At 53.3% G+C, this 15,147-nt stretch carries 17 protein-coding genes; 6 read left to right on the forward strand and 11 right to left on the reverse strand.

Features of this window, described 5'->3' with window-relative positions; genetic code table 11:
- Nucleotides 1–10: 10 nt before the first annotated feature.
- The 3 genes from FHW17_RS04230 to FHW17_RS04240 form a co-directional block, all read right to left on the reverse strand.
- Nucleotides 11–1,156: a divergent polysaccharide deacetylase family protein gene (locus FHW17_RS04230; protein ID WP_348643704.1), complete on the reverse strand. Its 1,146-nt coding sequence runs from the start codon at nucleotides 1,154–1,156 to the stop codon at nucleotides 11–13.
- Nucleotides 1,157–1,245: 89 nt separating this feature from the next.
- Nucleotides 1,246–2,571 (reverse strand): S41 family peptidase, encoded by a 1,326-nt coding sequence (locus FHW17_RS04235; protein WP_112522927.1) that lies wholly within the window; start codon nucleotides 2,569–2,571, stop codon nucleotides 1,246–1,248.
- The gene (locus tag FHW17_RS04240) at nucleotides 2,561–3,853 is read right to left on the reverse strand and encodes a murein hydrolase activator EnvC (RefSeq protein WP_246706721.1); all 1,293 of its coding nucleotides are present in this window, start codon (nucleotides 3,851–3,853) and stop codon (nucleotides 2,561–2,563) included. Before FHW17_RS04240 ends, FHW17_RS04235 begins: the two co-directional genes overlap by 11 nt.
- Before the next feature lie 418 nt (nucleotides 3,854–4,271).
- Between FHW17_RS04240 and FHW17_RS04245 the strand changes: the two genes are divergently transcribed.
- A complete protein-coding gene (locus FHW17_RS04245) occupies nucleotides 4,272–4,991 on the forward strand; it encodes a glycosyltransferase family 2 protein (RefSeq protein ID WP_182509261.1) in 720 nt (239 codons plus the stop codon).
- Here the strand turns inward: FHW17_RS04245 and FHW17_RS04250 are convergent.
- The 3 genes from FHW17_RS04250 to FHW17_RS04260 form a co-directional block, all read right to left on the reverse strand.
- Nucleotides 4,933–6,378 (reverse strand): glycosyltransferase family 39 protein, encoded by a 1,446-nt coding sequence (locus FHW17_RS04250; protein ID WP_182509262.1) that lies wholly within the window; start codon nucleotides 6,376–6,378, stop codon nucleotides 4,933–4,935. The genes FHW17_RS04245 and FHW17_RS04250 overlap by 59 nt on opposite strands.
- Nucleotides 6,379–6,564: 186 nt before the next feature.
- Nucleotides 6,565–6,729, reverse strand: a complete 165-nt coding sequence (locus tag FHW17_RS04255; protein ID WP_091879623.1) for a DUF1328 domain-containing protein — start codon at nucleotides 6,727–6,729, stop codon at nucleotides 6,565–6,567.
- Between the two features lie 88 nt (nucleotides 6,730–6,817).
- Nucleotides 6,818–7,612: a response regulator gene (locus FHW17_RS04260; protein WP_112522930.1), complete on the reverse strand. Its 795-nt coding sequence runs from the start codon at nucleotides 7,610–7,612 to the stop codon at nucleotides 6,818–6,820.
- Nucleotides 7,613–7,781: 169 nt separating this feature from the next.
- Between FHW17_RS04260 and FHW17_RS04265 the strand changes: the two genes are divergently transcribed.
- Together FHW17_RS04265 and FHW17_RS04270 are read left to right on the forward strand one after the other, a co-directional pair.
- Nucleotides 7,782–7,985, forward strand: a complete 204-nt coding sequence (locus FHW17_RS04265; protein WP_112522931.1) for a NepR family anti-sigma factor — start codon at nucleotides 7,782–7,784, stop codon at nucleotides 7,983–7,985.
- Nucleotides 7,986–7,996: 11 nt separating this feature from the next.
- Complete coding sequence (locus tag FHW17_RS04270; protein ID WP_091879627.1) at nucleotides 7,997–8,548, forward strand: RNA polymerase sigma factor; 552 nt, start codon at nucleotides 7,997–7,999, stop codon at nucleotides 8,546–8,548.
- Here the strand turns inward: FHW17_RS04270 and FHW17_RS04275 are convergent.
- Nucleotides 8,531–8,950, reverse strand: coding sequence for a hypothetical protein (locus FHW17_RS04275; RefSeq protein WP_182509263.1), 420 nt, complete (start codon nucleotides 8,948–8,950; stop codon nucleotides 8,531–8,533). The genes FHW17_RS04270 and FHW17_RS04275 overlap by 18 nt on opposite strands.
- A gap of 141 nt (nucleotides 8,951–9,091) precedes the next feature.
- On the opposite strand from FHW17_RS04275, the gene FHW17_RS04280 reads away from it, so the two are divergent.
- Both FHW17_RS04280 and FHW17_RS04285 read left to right on the forward strand, forming a co-directional pair.
- The gene (locus FHW17_RS04280; RefSeq protein WP_112522933.1) at nucleotides 9,092–9,847 is read left to right on the forward strand and encodes a Crp/Fnr family transcriptional regulator; all 756 of its coding nucleotides are present in this window, start codon (nucleotides 9,092–9,094) and stop codon (nucleotides 9,845–9,847) included.
- Between the two features lie 24 nt (nucleotides 9,848–9,871).
- Nucleotides 9,872–11,314, forward strand: a complete 1,443-nt coding sequence (locus FHW17_RS04285; protein WP_182509264.1) for a CHASE3 domain-containing protein — start codon at nucleotides 9,872–9,874, stop codon at nucleotides 11,312–11,314.
- A gap of 7 nt (nucleotides 11,315–11,321) precedes the next feature.
- Here the strand turns inward: FHW17_RS04285 and FHW17_RS04290 are convergent, their stop codons facing one another.
- Nucleotides 11,322–11,543: a hypothetical protein gene (locus tag FHW17_RS04290; protein WP_182509265.1), complete on the reverse strand. Its 222-nt coding sequence runs from the start codon at nucleotides 11,541–11,543 to the stop codon at nucleotides 11,322–11,324.
- Nucleotides 11,544–11,693: 150 nt separating this feature from the next.
- Between FHW17_RS04290 and FHW17_RS04295 the strand changes: the two genes are divergently transcribed.
- On the forward strand, nucleotides 11,694–13,220 hold the full coding sequence (locus FHW17_RS04295) for an HWE histidine kinase domain-containing protein (RefSeq protein ID WP_246706744.1): 1,527 nt from the start codon (nucleotides 11,694–11,696) through the stop codon (nucleotides 13,218–13,220).
- Here FHW17_RS04295 and FHW17_RS04300 read toward each other — a convergent pair.
- The 3 genes from FHW17_RS04300 to FHW17_RS04310 all read right to left on the reverse strand — a co-directional run bounded on the left by FHW17_RS04300 (nucleotide 13,200) and on the right by FHW17_RS04310 (nucleotide 14,980).
- Nucleotides 13,200–13,646 carry a hypothetical protein gene (locus FHW17_RS04300; RefSeq protein ID WP_112522937.1) on the reverse strand — a complete coding sequence of 149 codons (447 nt, stop codon included), beginning with the start codon at nucleotides 13,644–13,646 and terminating at the stop codon, nucleotides 13,200–13,202. The two genes, FHW17_RS04295 and FHW17_RS04300, sit on opposite strands and share 21 nt — an antisense overlap.
- Nucleotide 13,647: 1 nt before the next feature.
- A complete protein-coding gene (locus FHW17_RS04305; protein ID WP_112522938.1) occupies nucleotides 13,648–13,986 on the reverse strand; it encodes a DUF883 family protein in 339 nt (112 codons plus the stop codon).
- Nucleotides 13,987–14,110: 124 nt separating this feature from the next.
- The gene (locus FHW17_RS04310; RefSeq protein WP_182509414.1) at nucleotides 14,111–14,980 is read right to left on the reverse strand and encodes a PRC-barrel domain-containing protein; all 870 of its coding nucleotides are present in this window, start codon (nucleotides 14,978–14,980) and stop codon (nucleotides 14,111–14,113) included.
- Nucleotides 14,981–15,147: the final 167 nt, after the last annotated feature.

A 15,147-nucleotide genomic window follows, 5' to 3' on the forward strand; every position in this document is an offset into this window, starting at 1 on the left:
ATGATAGTGCCTAGCCCTTTTCAGGGTCCCGGACAAGGGCGGAAACCGGCACAATCTCGATACCGCGGGTCTTGGCTTCATTGGCCCAGGCAGCGACCGCGTCCACAGTCGCGTCGAAGGCTGAGCCTGTCCCGATGGCCGTACCCTTGGCGCGGGCAATGCGCTCCAGCTCGTCCAGTTTCTTGAGAATATTGCCCCGATCCTGCGAACCGTCGATCAGCACGTCGGCTGCCGCAAAAGGTGTTCCCTGCTGTGCTGCTATTGTATCGGCCTGGCTGCGGGCTGAACTGCCATCATCCAGATAAAGCAGACCGCGCTTCGCCACGTCCTGCATGACGGAGGTCATCGCCTTGGTATCAGCGGTAAAGCGGGCCCCCATATAATTCACAATGCCGGTGTAATTTGTAATACGGCCCATGGTCTTATGCAAATTATCCAGCGTCTCGGCAGCAGGCGCATCGACTGTCAATGTGTTGCGACCGGGATTGACGCGTGGATAGTCAAATGGCTCCAGCGGGACTTGCATCAGCAGTTCGTGGCCGTTCTGGCGTGCTGTCTGCATCCAGCGGGTGAGGCTATTGCCTTCAGGCGCAAAGGCCAGCGTCACTTCTGCGGGCAGCACGCCGATAGCGCGCTGTGTGCCTGTTTGAGACAGGCCAAGCCCGCCGATGACGATTGCCACGCGTGCGCCACGCGCGCCAGACCAGGGCCGGGCATAGATATCAAGCGGCCTTCGACCATCGGGCGCGGTAATCGGCAAGAGGCCTTGGGCTGTTTCCTCAAGCAGATCGCGATCAGGAATATGCGCGGTCAATGGATTCTGCGACCGTCTCGCGGGATCGCCGACCACAATTATTTTCGGGCCGCCGGGACTTGTTGGTATATTTTCCGATCGTGTGGTGGCTGCCGGTGGTTTGGTGGCTGCGGACGCGATCTTTGGTTGTGGCGGTGTTGCCTCGGCGATCTCAGGTTTTTTCGGTTCCGGGGGTGGATTGCGAAAACCGTGATTGCTTGTCAGTGAAATCAGCAATGCCATCGCGCCTATGCCCAGTACGGCAGCGGAAGGCATCAGCCAGCGAGTGCCGATCTTACGACCTGATGTTTCTTTAGGCCGTTTGCTGTTTTGCCCCAGCGGCCTGTTGATATCGGAATTCACGCGCTTTGGCCGATGACGGAGGGAGAAAGAGAGGAAATATCATTGCTGAAAAAAGGGGGCCAGACAAAGTGTCCGGCCCCGTTCTCATATTAGTTTGGCACACCCTTTGTCGGGTCCGCCGGGAAAGCTGCATTGGCCTGTTCGCCGCGCAGAAGCTTCAGGGCTTCGATCAACTGCAGATCATCCTTTGGATCTTGCGGAACATAGGCAATAGAACCTGAACCTTCTGCATCTTCCTGAACGCCCTTGATATGGCCCTTCAGGCTGGACTCGCTCATTGGCTCAGCACGGCCCTTGAGATCATCGGGCAATGGCTGATCGACAGCGATATCAGGGACAATACCCTTACCCTGAATAGATTTTCCAGCAGGCGTATAATAAAGCGCTGTCGTCAGGCGCAGCGCGCCATTTTCACCAAGCGGGATAATCGTCTGCACGGAACCCTTGCCGAACGAACGTGTGCCAAGCACCGTTGCGCGGCGATGATCCTGCAACGCGCCAGCAACAATTTCCGAGGCGCTGGCTGAACCGCCGTTGATCATGACGATCAAAGGCTTGCCATTGGTCAAATCGCCGGGACGGGCATCGAAACGGGTGATGTCCTGCGGATCGCGGCCCCGGGTCGATACGACTTCACCCTTGTCGAGGAAGGCATCGGATACGGCGACCGCCTGATCCAGAAGGCCGCCCGGATTAAGGCGCAGGTCCAGTACAAAGCCCTTGAGCTTGTCCTCAGGCACCTTGCTCTGAATATCCTTGATTGCCTTCTGCAGGTCTTCAAAGGTCTGTTCTGTGAAGGAGATGACGCGGACATAACCAACATCGTTCTCGACGCGATACTTGACGGCCTTTACCTTCACGACGTCACGAACAATCGTCAGTTTGATCGGCTTGTCTGCGCCCTGACGGATAAGTGTCAGTTCAATAGGCGTGTTGACCTCGCCGCGCATCTTGTCGACCGCATCGGTCAGGTTCAGTCCACGAACATCGGTACCATCAATCTGGGAAATATAATCGCCAGCCAGAACACCTGCCTTGGATGCCGGTGTGTCTTCGATGGGTGAAATGACTTTCACGAGTTCATTTTCCATCGTGACTTCAATACCAAGACCGCCAAATTCACCCTTGGTCTGAACGCGCATATCCTGCGCCTGTTCAGCGTTCATGTAAGACGAATGGGGGTCGAGCGATGTCAGCATGCCATTGATGGCGCTTTCAATCAGCTTCTTGTCATCCGGCGGAGTGACGTACTGATTGCGTACGCGCTCAAAGATGTCACCGAAGATCGACAGTTGCTTGTATGTGTCGTTGCCCGCAGCTTCTGCAGCGGTTGTGGGCAGCGAACCCTGCACAACGACCATTGCCGTGGCACCCAAGAGGGCTCCGGCCAAGAGAAGCGTTAACCTACGTATCATTTGTGGTCCTTCCAGCGAGCCTATCCGCCCACCAGGGAGCGGGATTAACAGGTTTTGTATCTTTTCGGAACTCAATGTAAAGCATTGGCGCTCCATTTCCCATCTGAACGGTGCCGGTACTGGCGACAAGTTGCTCGTTCATCACACCAACAGGCTCTCCCGCCAAAACGAATTGATTCTGCGAGACATTGATTCTCTTCATACCCGCCAACACGACATGATAGCCATTGCCGGCATCAAGGATCAAGAGTTGACCATAGGAACGGAATGCGCCGGCATAAAGGACGACAGCATCCGTAGGCGCCGTAATGGTTGCTCCGGCGGATGTTTCCAGCGTGTCGCCCTGCAAAATTCCGCCCAAGCCGTCATCATCGCCAAAATGCCTGATAAGCTTGCCCGCGCCCGGCATGGAAAGATGGCCCTTGAGTGAAGCAAAATTCACCTTGGCGGAAAGGCGCTCCTGATTGGAAGCAAAATTATCGGCACGCTCCTTGCTTGCCGCAAGTTTCTGCTCTTCCTTCTGGTTGGCAGCACTCGCAGCTTTGCGCGCCTCTTCCATATCCTGTTCCATCGAGGCGATGAGATCGCGTAGCGACGTCGCCTTCCTGGCCAATTCTTCCGCCCGTTGTTGTTCCGCCTTACGGGTCTCTTCTGAGGTTGTCTGCAGCTTCTGCTTTTCGGCAAGCAGCAAATCCAGCCGTTTCTTTTCTTCTGCCTGTCCCGACATGGCGGCGGTCAACCGGGTCTGTTCGTCTGAAATCGATGTCTTGATCCGGGTCAATTCCTTAAGGTCTGCAATCAGCACTTCGGTCTGTTCGCGCATTTCAGGAACGACAGCGCCAAGCAGGACAGCACTTCGGACGGAAGCAAGTGCATCATCAGGGCGCACGAGAATAGCGGGCGGGGGATTGAGCCCCATGCGCTGCAGGGCGGCAAGCACTTCGGCAAGAGCACCCCGGCGCTCTCTCAGGGATAATTTTATACCGTCTTCCTGCTCCCGCAGATCGGTCAGCTTGTCGCCAATTCCGGCGATATCTTCAGTCAATTTCTTTTCGGTCTTGGCCGACTGGATAAGCGCGGCTGTTATGGTTGTCTGATCTTTTTTCAGATCAGCAATTTCCTTATCGAGCGAGGCGACACGTTCGGAAGATAGACTGATCTGTCCGGTGACTTCATCCAACTGTTTGACGGTTTCGGCACGTTTTGGATCGACTTGTTCCTGAGCCCTTGCAGGGAAAAAGCAGGCAAACATCAAAAGAAGGAGGCTGGCACGCACGCCCATAGCCTTCCCTGAACCGATTGTTGCTTTTGAAACCAGAAAACGCATATGCGGACCGAAATAAATTATGATTAGAGCCCGACAATAGGAAGACTTCGATTAATGAACTATTAACCATAAGCCGTCCACGCCGGATATTCGCGTAATGCTATCACTTTAGTCTCGAATGGGATGGCGGAATTGCGGCATGAACTTCACTCTTGCGTGAAACTCAGCCAGTTTAGCCGACATCCAAGCACTGGCTTCCTCCATTCTGTGAACACTTGTTTTGCTTTCTCATTTTGAATGCTATGGGAACGGTTACAAAAGATATTTAATCTCCTGACGCATTGCGGTGATGCAATGATTTTCATACCGGACCGGGCATAACCCGAATCTGATCGGAATGCGGCAGGCTCATCATGGTTTCTGGATTTTTGAAATGACCGACCTGACAGTCGTAATCCCTGTCTACAATGAATCGGGAAATATCGGTGCGCTTGTCACTGAAATCAATCAGGCCCTTTCGGGTGTCGCAGCCTATGAAATACTGATTGTTGACGATGGGTCCGCCGATGGTTCAGCCGAGGAAGCTTTGAATGCGGGCCATCACATCAGGGTTTTGCGGCATACGAAGCGGACGGGCAAATCCAGAGCGCTGGTGAGCGGATTTCAGGCAGCAAAAGGAAAATGGGTTGCGACGCTTGATGGCGATGGACAGAACAACCCGTCGGACCTTGCACAACTTTGGTCACGCATTGAAAAATCTCAACCGGTGCTTTTTGCCGGTGTCAGGAAGCGGCGTAATGACGGCGTGGTAAAATTGCTGACATCGAAATCCGCAAATTTCATACGCAAGCGCCTGCTCCGGGATAATTGCCGGGATGCGGGGTGTGGTTTCAAGGTTTTACCAGCCAATATCGCGAAGGGATTGCCCTATTTCGACAATATGCATCGCTTCCTCCCGGCACTCTCAATTCGGGCGGGATTGCCTGTGATCGAGGTCGACGTGGAAGATCGCCCGCGTCTGGCCGGAGTGTCGAAATATGGCTTCTTTGATCGCGCTGCTGTGGCTTTTCTGGATACGGTCGGTGTCTTCTGGCTTATCCGTCGCTATTCTGATCCGGGAGTGGTGAATGAGATGAATAGCGCTGAAAGCTGAAAGTTCTCGTTCGACCGCTGAAGTTCCTCAACGGGCCGACAACCCTTGTGATCGGGCCGACCGCAACAGCATCTACCGGTAATCGCTCAAGCGTATCCTTGTTCGGTGCATCGCCGCCGCGCCAGATGAGAACGATATCGTCTGCACTGCCCTTCGCTGGCGGCCATTTTAACTGGACCGCTACATTGGCTGCGTCGTCCTGTCTGTCTGCCGCAATACGTGCAGGGGCTGAATTCTGCGCGCGAATAGCCCCTGCAACGGCATCAAACGGTGTGGACAGGCGTTCGGCACCAAACAGCATGACAATGGCAAAGGCTATTGGTGCGAGAATGTAAAATCCTGCGGATATGACCAGCAGATTTCGCGCACCGTATTTTTGCGGAAAATAAAGTGCCAGCAGTATAGCGGTTGGCGCCAGAATGGGTGCCATGTAGCGCTCTGCCACCGAATGATAATCGGCAAAAAGGACAATCAGACCAAAAGCCGTCAAACCGATGACAACCGTGCGAAAGAGCACTTTTCTCATATCAACGTCGCCGTCCGGCGCGGGCTTTGGATCGTCCTTGCGCCGTCCGATCAAAAAGATCAGGAGAGCCGGGCCAGACCAGAGAAATGCCGAAATAACGAGGCTGAGAACACCGTCTATCCCAAACCATGGGAGATCGAATGGCTGTAGCATCGGAATCGGATGGTTGAGTTTGGCCATACGTCCCGCCGTTGCAGCCAATGGCGCGTTAAGAGATGCAATGACGATGGGACTCAAGGCGACCACAAAAATGGCGAGGGAAATCCATGCCGGCTTGCGGAAGATCTGACGGCGAATGGTGGGGTTCAGCGCACAAGCGATCAAAAAACTGAAGAGGAATATGAAGAAGTTATATTTTGCCAGTCCGCCGATCGCAGCCCAAACGCCAAGCCAGATATAAGCGGTGTAACCTCGTCCCGAGCGGATCAACGTCAGGGCATGAATGATGCCGATGGACGCGACAATCACCAGAAGCGTATGTGCGGTTGTCTGGATCGACATCCACACGATTTGAGGCAGCAAAGCGGAAGCTGCAAGGGCCAATACTCCTGCGCGATCCCCACCCAGACGGCGTGCTGTATCGAATGAAAGCCAGTGGTAAAGACCAAGCAGGCAAAGACGGACAGTGACGGTTGCGACAACCCAGTTCCAGCCGGTCAGGTCAAGCGCCAGCCGGACAAGCCAGTTGTAAAGCGGTGGGTGTGAGTTGCCGTAAATCCAGGAAAAATCAACCGAACCTACAAACTGCGCTTCATCAATATCGAGAAACGGCGATAGTGCCAGCCTCAAGGCAATCACACCTACTGTGTAGCACACTATGGCAATGGGTATTTGCCGGGCGAGATATGTCCAGTTGATCATTGGGCCGTCCAGTTTCAATGCTGCACTTAAAGGGATGCAACCTGACCGTTATTGTCATTTTATATCTTCCCACTACAACCAAGTGGGGCGACCCGCAATGCTACAAACGTCAGACTAAATTGATACCTGCCGGAAATGCAAAAACCGCCGGTACAACCGGCGGTTTTAAGAAAGTTCACGTTTTGACTAGGCTTTGCGAAGGAGCCCTGCAATCAGGGAAATCACCAGCAGCGCCAAGAATACAAAGAAGATAATCTTTGCAATACCGACAGAAGCGCCAGCAATACCACCAAAGCCCAATACACCTGCCACAAGAGCAATAATCAGAAAAACCACTGCATAATAAAGCATTATTATCTCCCTATCTTGTTGCTTTCAGAACGCTTCCGAAGAGACTTTGTTCCGATGCGGATAGTTTGATGGAATGCTTTGAGCAGTCTTATGCCTTTGCCTTGCTGCTTTCCTTGAAGAACAATGCCTGTGTAATCAATGCCTTGACCATATCAGGATTAAAAGGCTTGGTGACAAGGAAGGTTGGCTCCGGCCGTTCGCCAGTCAGCAGGCGTTCCGGAAATGCGGTGATGAAGATAACAGGAACAGCATCCTGGCTAAGGATATTGTTCACGGCATCGATACCCGAACTACCGTCGGCCAACTGGATGTCTGCAAGGATCATGCTGGGATGGGTCTGTGCATATAGCTTGATCGCCTCATCCCGGGTACGTGCAATCCCGACGACCCGGTGGCCCAGGCTTTCAACCATGTGTTCGATATCCATGGCGATTAACGGCTCATCCTCGATGATCATGATATCGGTGGCAATCTGCTTGGAGATGCCGACAGAGGCTTCATCAAGCAGGCCATAGAGCTCCTGCTCATCAATATCGAGGATATCCAGTGTTTCGGCCTGACTGAACCCTTCAAGGCTGATGAGAAGGAAAGCCTGCCGCGCCCGGGGTGCGATGGCTGTCAGATTCGCTGCAGCATGCTTTTCCCAGCCGAATTCTGATTGCAGTTCGAGGGGCCGCACATTGACCGAGTTGAAATGCTTGATCAGCAGCTTGTAGAGACTGACGCGATCAGATGATGTTTCAGGGAAAAGGGAGACATCGCTGATGAGAATTTCAAGTGTGGCCGCCACATAGGCATCACCGGAGGACTGCGAACCTGTAATGGCACGAGCAAAACGACGAAGGTAGGGCAGATGAGGAGCGATCCGAGTGGACAATGACATTATGATGATTTCCCTGTTCCCCTTGGGGATATTGAAGAAGAATACGAACCAAAACACATTCGAGAAAAAAAAGTTCCCCGGTGACGGAACTTTTCCTCCTCTAAAGTATTATCGAGATTAATGTGCCTGCCAAAAGCTTTTGCGACGAACGACCAGCAAAGATAGTAGAATGAACGCAAACAAAAGTCTCTCCGACGGCCCTGACAAGGGACGCGTCCGCCGCCGCGACGTCAGAAACGCGGAATCAGAAATCGGTTTAAAGCTTCGAGCACTTTATGCCTCTGTTCAGGAGGAGGAAATCCCTGTGCGATTTCTGGACCTTTTGGAAAAGCTCGACGAAGCTGAACGCAACCATGCTCAGTCGTCAAAATAACAGGCGGTCGAATGGTACATGAATCTCCTGATTTCAAGAGAAATCTGATTGCGTCGCTGCCAAAGCTGCGTGCTTTCGCCGTATCGCTGATCGGCAACCCCGATCGCGCCGATGACCTTGTCCAGGACACGATCATGAAGGCGTGGGCCAAACAGGATTCTTTTGAGGCCGGCACCAACATCAAGGCTTGGCTGTTCACAATCCTGCGCAATGAATTTTATAGCCAGATGCGCAAACGCGGGCGTGAAGTGCAGGATTCCGACGGTATTTTCACTGAACAGCTCTCTGTGCATCCGGCGCAATACGGATCACTCGATTTGCAGGATTTTCGCAAGGCTCTGGAAAAACTGCCCGATGATCAGCGCGAGGCAATTATTCTTGTTGGTGCATCCGGCTTTTCCTATGAGGAAGCGGCCGATATTTGCGAATGCGCTGTCGGAACGATCAAGAGCCGGGTGAGCCGTGCGAGAACGCGATTGCAGGAGCTTCTTGATGTGCAGGGCGAGGTGGATTACGGACCCGACTCTATCTCCACGCAGGTTACTTCAAACAAATTTGCCTAAAATATCATCCTCATTTGTCTCTTGAGGCATTGGCGATGGCTTGGAAAATGCGGCTGCTACTGCCTGCAGGATCTGGGTCTTGCCATAGGGTTTCAGAACGACAGGAACATTGGCAAAGCCTGTAATGCCACTCCTTTGCTGGTCATAGGCGGTGGCGAAGACAATAGGGGTGCCCTGTCGTTGCAAAAGCATTGCTGCTTCGAACGATGAAGCGCCTCGGGCCTGAACCTCAAGAATGGCGATGTCGCATGGCTGCCCGCTCTGGACCCAGAAAAGCAGTTCTGCAACGGTTGAAACCACGTGAACAGATTTCGCACCGCACTCTTCGGCGATGCGTTCCAGCTCCAGTCCTATCAGAAATTCATCGTCCAGAACGAGAAGTCGCTTGCCGGTTAATTCCATATTCACTGCTCCTAAAAACAGTGCCTATGCGCCCAATCGCTGGTGGCTGTCATTTAACTATGACATGTCGAATGCGAAGAATTATCGGGCATTTGAACGCCATCGTGCTAGCGTGCCGAGCAACTCTCAATTGAGAAAAACATGAAAACAAGCTCAGCTTCAACGGTGCGGCAATTCCCTTGCGAAAAATGTCCCTTGCAGGATTTTCCGCATTTTCAACCGCATGACAAGGAAGAGGTGACGTTTCTGTCTGGCTTCAAGTCGGGTGAACTTGTAGCCGATGCCGGTACAACGTTTCTGGTTGAGGGCGCCAACAGCGCTCATCTGTTCACGGTTCTGTCAGGGTGGGCGTTCCGCTATAAAACCCTTGAAGATGGCCGCAGGCAGATACTCAACTATGTGCTGCCCGGTGATCTTATTGGACTGCAAGGGTCCCTGATGAAAGAGATGCAGCACTCCATCGAGGCAATGTCGCCAGTCATTCTCTGTGTATTCCAACGCGATAAATTGCCTAATCTTTTTCGCAATTTCCCCAGCCTTGCCTACGACATTACATGGCTGGCATCACGTGAAGAGCAGATGCTGGATGAAATTCTGCTGAGCGTCGGCCGGCGCTCTGCACTGGAGCGCGCGGCATATCTGTTTGCTTTTATTTTCCAGCGGGCCAAATCGGTGGGCATGGTGAAGAACAACAAACTTTTTGTTCCGCTCAGACAACAGCACGTCGCCGATACGCTCGGCCTGTCGATTGTGCATACCAATAAAACACTGAAGAAACTCGCCGCTCGCGGTGCATTGCGCTGGGTTGATCGCGGGTGTGAAGTGCTTGATGAAGCAATGCTTCTGGATATATCGGGGTGGCAGGGTTTGCCGAAGGTTCAGAGACCCTTTATCTAAGTCATCCATGGAGTGCAGGCCGATGTGAACGGCCCGGTTGGAGCAATGCATGTGATGCAATGGCGCAGATTATTGACGGGTTTTTCCGAGAGGCCGGGGCGCGGGCTGGCAATTTTGATCTCGCTCGTCCTGATTGTCACGGCAGCTGTATCAACGATTATTCTGACCCGGGGTTTCAATAACCAGATGGATGACGTCATCGCCACATACCGGGTGCGCGAGCAGGCGGATAGTACTCTGGCGCTTCTGAATGCGGCCCATAGCAACCAGCGTGGTTTTCTTCTAACCCAGAACCCGGCCTTTCTCGATCTGTATCGCACTTCATCGTCGCATCTGGATGAATCGCTCAATACGTTAAACGAGATGACAAGGGGTAATTCTCGCCAGCAGGTCATCGTTAGCCAAATTCAGGGGTTGGCGAAACAGAAACAGCAAAAAGTTGATTCAGCCATTGCGCTGTCGCTGGCCGGAAACAACAGCGATGCTCTTGCTTCACTTGGACCGGATTTCGGCATCGGGCAAATGGATGAAATCAAGAAAACGATCAACGGTTTTCTGGCTGAAGAGGACCGGCGGCTCATCGCGCGCAATATTGCCATGGATGACATGCGTTTCTGGCTTACGATCGCGTCAATTGCGGCTCTGGGTGGCGCTCTCATTCTGGCCTATATCCTCGCCAGCCGTACCAAGCGCTATGTCCGCAAGCTGACCGAGGGCCAATCAACACTCCTTTCTGAAAAATCACAGCTGGAAGAAATGGTGCAACTGCGTACCGCCGAGCTGGAAAAAGCCATGCTGGTGGCCACACGCGAGAGGGCGCGTGTCGAAACGCTTCTTCAGGATTCCGATCATCGCATCGGTAATTCATTGGCGACAGTTTCATCGCTTCTCGGTATCCAGATGCGTGATGTGTCGTCGGAGGAAATCCGGGCGGCTCTCGGTGCCGCGCGTGATCGTATCCAGACGATTTCTTCGGCGCATCGTCGCCTCCGGCTGGGCAAAGATCATGAAACTGTCCGAGCCGATGAATATCTGCCGGAGGTTATCGCTGATCTCAAGGATTCCCATGTTCATGACCGGGATATCCAGATCAGCGCCCATATTGAACCGATTGACCTGAGTTCGCGCGACGCCACAACACTAGGTATCATCATTGGCGAGTTGACCATGAACGCAATCAAGCACGCATTCCCGCATAATCGCACCGGATCGATTGCAATCAGTCTGGCGCATGATGTGAACGGTGTAGTCGCGCTTGATATCGCAGATGACGGCGTTGGTATCCAGAAGAAGCTCCAAAAACGTGCATCCGGTATTGGATCGGTGATTGTTGCGCAGCTGTGTCAACAGTTTGGAGGTGAAGTGAATTACACTGCAAATCCGAGCGGCGGCACATTGGTGACGGTCACTTTTCCTTCGCTCCAGAGCGCTAGGACTCCAGAAGAAAAGAAGGCAGAAAACGAATGAAGGCGCGTCAGAGCGTTGCCGCGCCGGTCTCCGGCATATCAGCTTTTAGCTTTTCAAGGGCAAGCTCGATATCGCGCAGGTTTCGAGTAAAACCATCGTCAGTATCCATTCCGCCTTCGGTTGCCGCGCGTTGCAATCCTCTTGCTTCACTTAAAAGTTCCTGCAGTTTTTCAATTTTCGCGGGTTTGGTCAGACTATTGTCGGATAGAATGTCTTTGACTTCGAGCATAAATTTCTCCCTTGCATTGTTGATCAGAGAGAAACGGCGCTGGCGAATAAATGTTCCGATTGGGGAACAAAGGGTAATTCGTCGCGTTGATATCCGAAGCTGTTTTAATGTTGAGAGTAAGGACGGCTCGACAAGGGGCGTCATGTGAATATGAAGTCAGGCCATATTTCCGAAAACATGTCAGAATCTCTGTCAGCCCCAGCGCGGTTGGACATGCTTTCGGCCGTAAGTCAGCTGGAATTTCAGCAAGACAATGAGCTTTATGATCTGGTGTCTCTGGCGTTGTCATTGTTGGGCAGCGACGTGGCTCAAATTGTACTGGTGGGCGAAAATCAAAACCACATATTGGCGCAAGCAGGAACAATTTCCGACCGCTCGCCTGACCTGTGGGCTTTCGGGGCGAGCGCACTGGCTTTAACAGGGAGTGATTGTCTGGTCGTTCCCGATGCGCGCGCAGACAAGCGCTTTGCCGATAATCACGCCGTGTCCACGGCCCAGGGAGTGCGGTTCGTCGCGGCTGTTCCTGTGCGCGTTGAAGAAGAGCCTGTTGGCGCATTGATGATTGCATCCGTTGAACCCGTTCATGCCATCGCGCCACAGCTTCAATCCCAGCTCAACCGGGTAGCCCGGCTTGCAGGTTCGTTTCTTGGCCTGAAGCGTGATGCGCAAAGCCGCACCGATTCCATTGCAACATTGCACCGAGACGAGTTGCGCAACGATATGGCGCTGGAGGTCGGCAATGTTGGCAGCTGGGTGTGGGACCTGAAAACAGGGAAATTTACAGGCAACAAGATGGCCTATTCCATGCTTGGGCTCAACGATGACAAGCCGATCAATGGGGAAGATGTGTTTCGGGCAATGCATCCGGATGATTTTCCGCTGATGAAATCCGCATTCACGCGGGCGCTCGCCCATAATCAGGATTATGTCGGTGAATTTCGCGCGGCATCGTCAGGTCAATGGCTAATGGGGCGGGGTCGTATTTTCGAGCGTGATGCGGCGGGCAAGCCGCTGGTTGCTGTTGGTGTGAATATCGATATCACCAGCACGCGCAATGCTGCGGAGAAAACGCGGCTGTTGCTGCGCGAATTGAATCACCGGGTCAAAAACACGCTGGCCATGCTGCAGTCTCTGGCGCGGCAGACGCTGAACCGGACATCCGATCCGGCAGAATTCATGGAGGCCTTTTCCGGCCGCCTGAGAGCGATTTCCGAGGCGCATACGCTTTTATCCGATCGGGAATGGAGCGGTATCAGTCTCATTGATCTCATTACAAAACAGGTCGAGCCCTATGCGATCTATGACCCATCACAGGTCGTTCTCGAGGGCGAGGATATGGTTCTGCCACCGGATCATGCGCTGGGTCTTGGCATTGCGTTGCATGAACTCGCTACCAATGCAGCCAAACATGGTGCGCTGTCGTCAGCACATGGCCGGGTGCGTGTTTCGTGGCAGACGGAACCCGGTCTCGATGAATCGCGTGTCGTTATCCATTGGGTGGAAACAGACGGTCCGCGTGTCACGCCTCCGGCAGCCCGCGGTCTGGGTGAGCGATTGATTGAGCGCAGTCTGGATAAGGTTTTGTCGAGCAGTGTCCGGCTGAGTTATCCTGAAACCGGCATGGAAGTTCTGATTTCCATGCCGATAAAAGAAAGCTCAAACATCGTCGTTGGTTGAAGGCTTTTTCTTCGTAAGGAGAGACAGGCCGGCAAAAGCAATGACGGGAACGGCGAGCATCAGCAGTCCGCGGGATTTCAATACGGTCGGTGCTGCTGCCAGCGCAGCGATGGTCAGAAGGGTTGACTTATCAACCTTTGACCGTTCGCGTTGGCGCTTGCGGGCAATCATTTCGGAAATTTTCATAACGATATAGGCCAGCAGTGCAAGAACAAACGCGCCTCCGGCCAGAATCAGGGCGGCATGCAGTTCGCCGAAACGTTCTGCCAGCGCGATGTAGCCTGCCACCAGCAGGAAGATCGCGCCAACTACCGACAGAATGCCAATCAGCGCCAGAAAAATGGCGCGGCGTTTTGCCCGGTTCACCGCAGAACCAAGCTCTCCAGAAACAGCACTGGACAGAAGTGGGGCCAGCAATTTCAGCATGTCAGCGACGGGCTATCAGAGCCAGAAGAAATCCGACACCCGCAGCGACTGCAACCGTCGTCAACGGATTTTCCCGTACAGTCTCCGTCAACTGATCTTCGAGTGCCTTTGCCTGCGAACGGATTTCGTCCAAAGCGTCTTCACCGCGCGCACGGGCGTTTTCAAAGCTTGAGGATGCATTGCTTGTCGCCTCTCTCGCTGAATTCTTGCCAATTTTGGCGAGTGTCGCAGCAATGCTCGCAATATCCTCTTTCAACGCGGCCACCTGTGCCTGAAGATCAGGATTGGTTTCGGTTGCATCATCCACGGCTTTGCGAACTTTTGAAGATACTGACGCCATTAAAGGAACTCCTTGAGAAATATAGGTTTCATGGGTGGAAACGCCCCGCACAGATATTGGTTCCAAACCGGCGCGAAGACCAGCGCCGGTGCCGCAGCCCATTTTTCGTCATGGTAAACAGGTGCTATTCGGCGCTGCCGCGCAGAAGAATTTTCTCGCTGTCTGCCTTGTAAGCATCCTCGGTATAGGCAGGATGCGCTTCAAGCTGCTGTTTGGTGAACGGCGTATAAACAGCGATCTTGCCATCCTTGCCAGCGAGCAGGTCAAGATTCTCAATTGAAATAGCGATTGGTTTCTTTCCCAAACCGAGAAAGCCACCAACATCCACGACAAATGCTTCCACCTGACCATCAGGCGTCATCAGGGCATCTCCCACAGTGCCCAATGTCTCTTCGTCAGAACCGTAAACCGTCGTGCCAATCAGCTTTTCGGCGCTGACAGCAGTTGCCGGTACGGCTTTCAAACCGTCTCGCACGCTTGTTGTTGCTTCCGGCACGGGCTTTGCGGGCTGAAGTGCGGGTTTTGCAAATTCTGCAGAAACGCCTTCGCCAGCCAAAGCAGCCTGGTCAAAGGCGGGTGCTTTTTCAAGCTCTTCCTTGCTGGTGGTGATAACGAGCCAACGGCTGCCGTCCGCGCGGTTTGCCCAGTTCAGGTCATTCAACACAACCGCCACATCTTTCTCGCCGATGCCGAGGAAACCGCCCACACCGACGATGGCAGCCTGCGCCATACCATTGGCATCGAGCACCACATCTTTTACGCCGCCGATTGAGACAGCATCATCCTGAGGGCCGGTATAGACTTTCTGCCCGATTAGTCCTGATGTCAGAATTTGTCCTCGCTCGGCTTTCAGATAGCGTCCGGCTGTTGGCACTGGCTTGGCCGCTTCGTTAAAAATTCCGTGCATTTCCGTTGAGTTGGAATTCTGGCTCTGGGCGAAGCCGGAAGTGGTCACAACTGTTATCAAAGCGGTGGTGATCAAGAGACGTTTCATCATGGGAATATGATTCCTGTGCAATGTGGTGATGAGAAAGAAACGCCGGCCCAGTGGCCGGCGCAAAGGACATGGGTTGAAGTGCTCCTATGAAAGGTAGCCAAGGAACCAGAGAATGAGAATGATCGGTAATGGCAAGCCGATGAGCCAAAGCAAAACTCCACGCA

Origin of the sequence: Phyllobacterium sp. P30BS-XVII (genome assembly GCF_014138335.1) — a bacterium.
GTDB classification, from domain to species: domain Bacteria; phylum Pseudomonadota; class Alphaproteobacteria; order Rhizobiales; family Rhizobiaceae; genus Phyllobacterium; species Phyllobacterium meliloti.

What these genes read in the sequence shown, in the direction of transcription:
- FHW17_RS04235 (WP_112522927.1), bottom strand. Translation starts at nt 2,571, where the DNA reads ATGATACGTAGGTTAACGCTTCTCTTGGCCGGAGCCCTCTTGGGTGCC.
- FHW17_RS04240 (WP_246706721.1), bottom strand. Translation starts at nt 3,853, where the DNA reads ATGGGCGTGCGTGCCAGCCTCCTTCTTTTGATGTTTGCCTGCTTTTTC.
- FHW17_RS04245 (WP_182509261.1), top strand. Translation starts at nt 4,272, where the DNA reads ATGACCGACCTGACAGTCGTAATCCCTGTCTACAATGAATCGGGAAAT.
- FHW17_RS04250 (WP_182509262.1), bottom strand. Translation starts at nt 6,378, where the DNA reads ATGATCAACTGGACATATCTCGCCCGGCAAATACCCATTGCCATAGTG.
- FHW17_RS04255 (WP_091879623.1), bottom strand. Translation starts at nt 6,729, where the DNA reads ATGCTTTATTATGCAGTGGTTTTTCTGATTATTGCTCTTGTGGCAGGT.
- FHW17_RS04260 (WP_112522930.1), bottom strand. Translation starts at nt 7,612, where the DNA reads ATGTCATTGTCCACTCGGATCGCTCCTCATCTGCCCTACCTTCGTCGT.
- FHW17_RS04265 (WP_112522931.1), top strand. Translation starts at nt 7,782, where the DNA reads ATGAACGCAAACAAAAGTCTCTCCGACGGCCCTGACAAGGGACGCGTC.
- FHW17_RS04270 (WP_091879627.1), top strand. Translation starts at nt 7,997, where the DNA reads ATGGTACATGAATCTCCTGATTTCAAGAGAAATCTGATTGCGTCGCTG.
- FHW17_RS04275 (WP_182509263.1), bottom strand. Translation starts at nt 8,950, where the DNA reads ATGGAATTAACCGGCAAGCGACTTCTCGTTCTGGACGATGAATTTCTG.
- FHW17_RS04280 (WP_112522933.1), top strand. Translation starts at nt 9,092, where the DNA reads ATGAAAACAAGCTCAGCTTCAACGGTGCGGCAATTCCCTTGCGAAAAA.
- FHW17_RS04290 (WP_182509265.1), bottom strand. Translation starts at nt 11,543, where the DNA reads ATGCTCGAAGTCAAAGACATTCTATCCGACAATAGTCTGACCAAACCC.
- FHW17_RS04295 (WP_246706744.1), top strand. Translation starts at nt 11,694, where the DNA reads ATGAAGTCAGGCCATATTTCCGAAAACATGTCAGAATCTCTGTCAGCC.
- FHW17_RS04300 (WP_112522937.1), bottom strand. Translation starts at nt 13,646, where the DNA reads ATGCTGAAATTGCTGGCCCCACTTCTGTCCAGTGCTGTTTCTGGAGAG.
- FHW17_RS04305 (WP_112522938.1), bottom strand. Translation starts at nt 13,986, where the DNA reads ATGGCGTCAGTATCTTCAAAAGTTCGCAAAGCCGTGGATGATGCAACC.
- FHW17_RS04310 (WP_182509414.1), bottom strand. Translation starts at nt 14,980, where the DNA reads ATGAAACGTCTCTTGATCACCACCGCTTTGATAACAGTTGTGACCACT.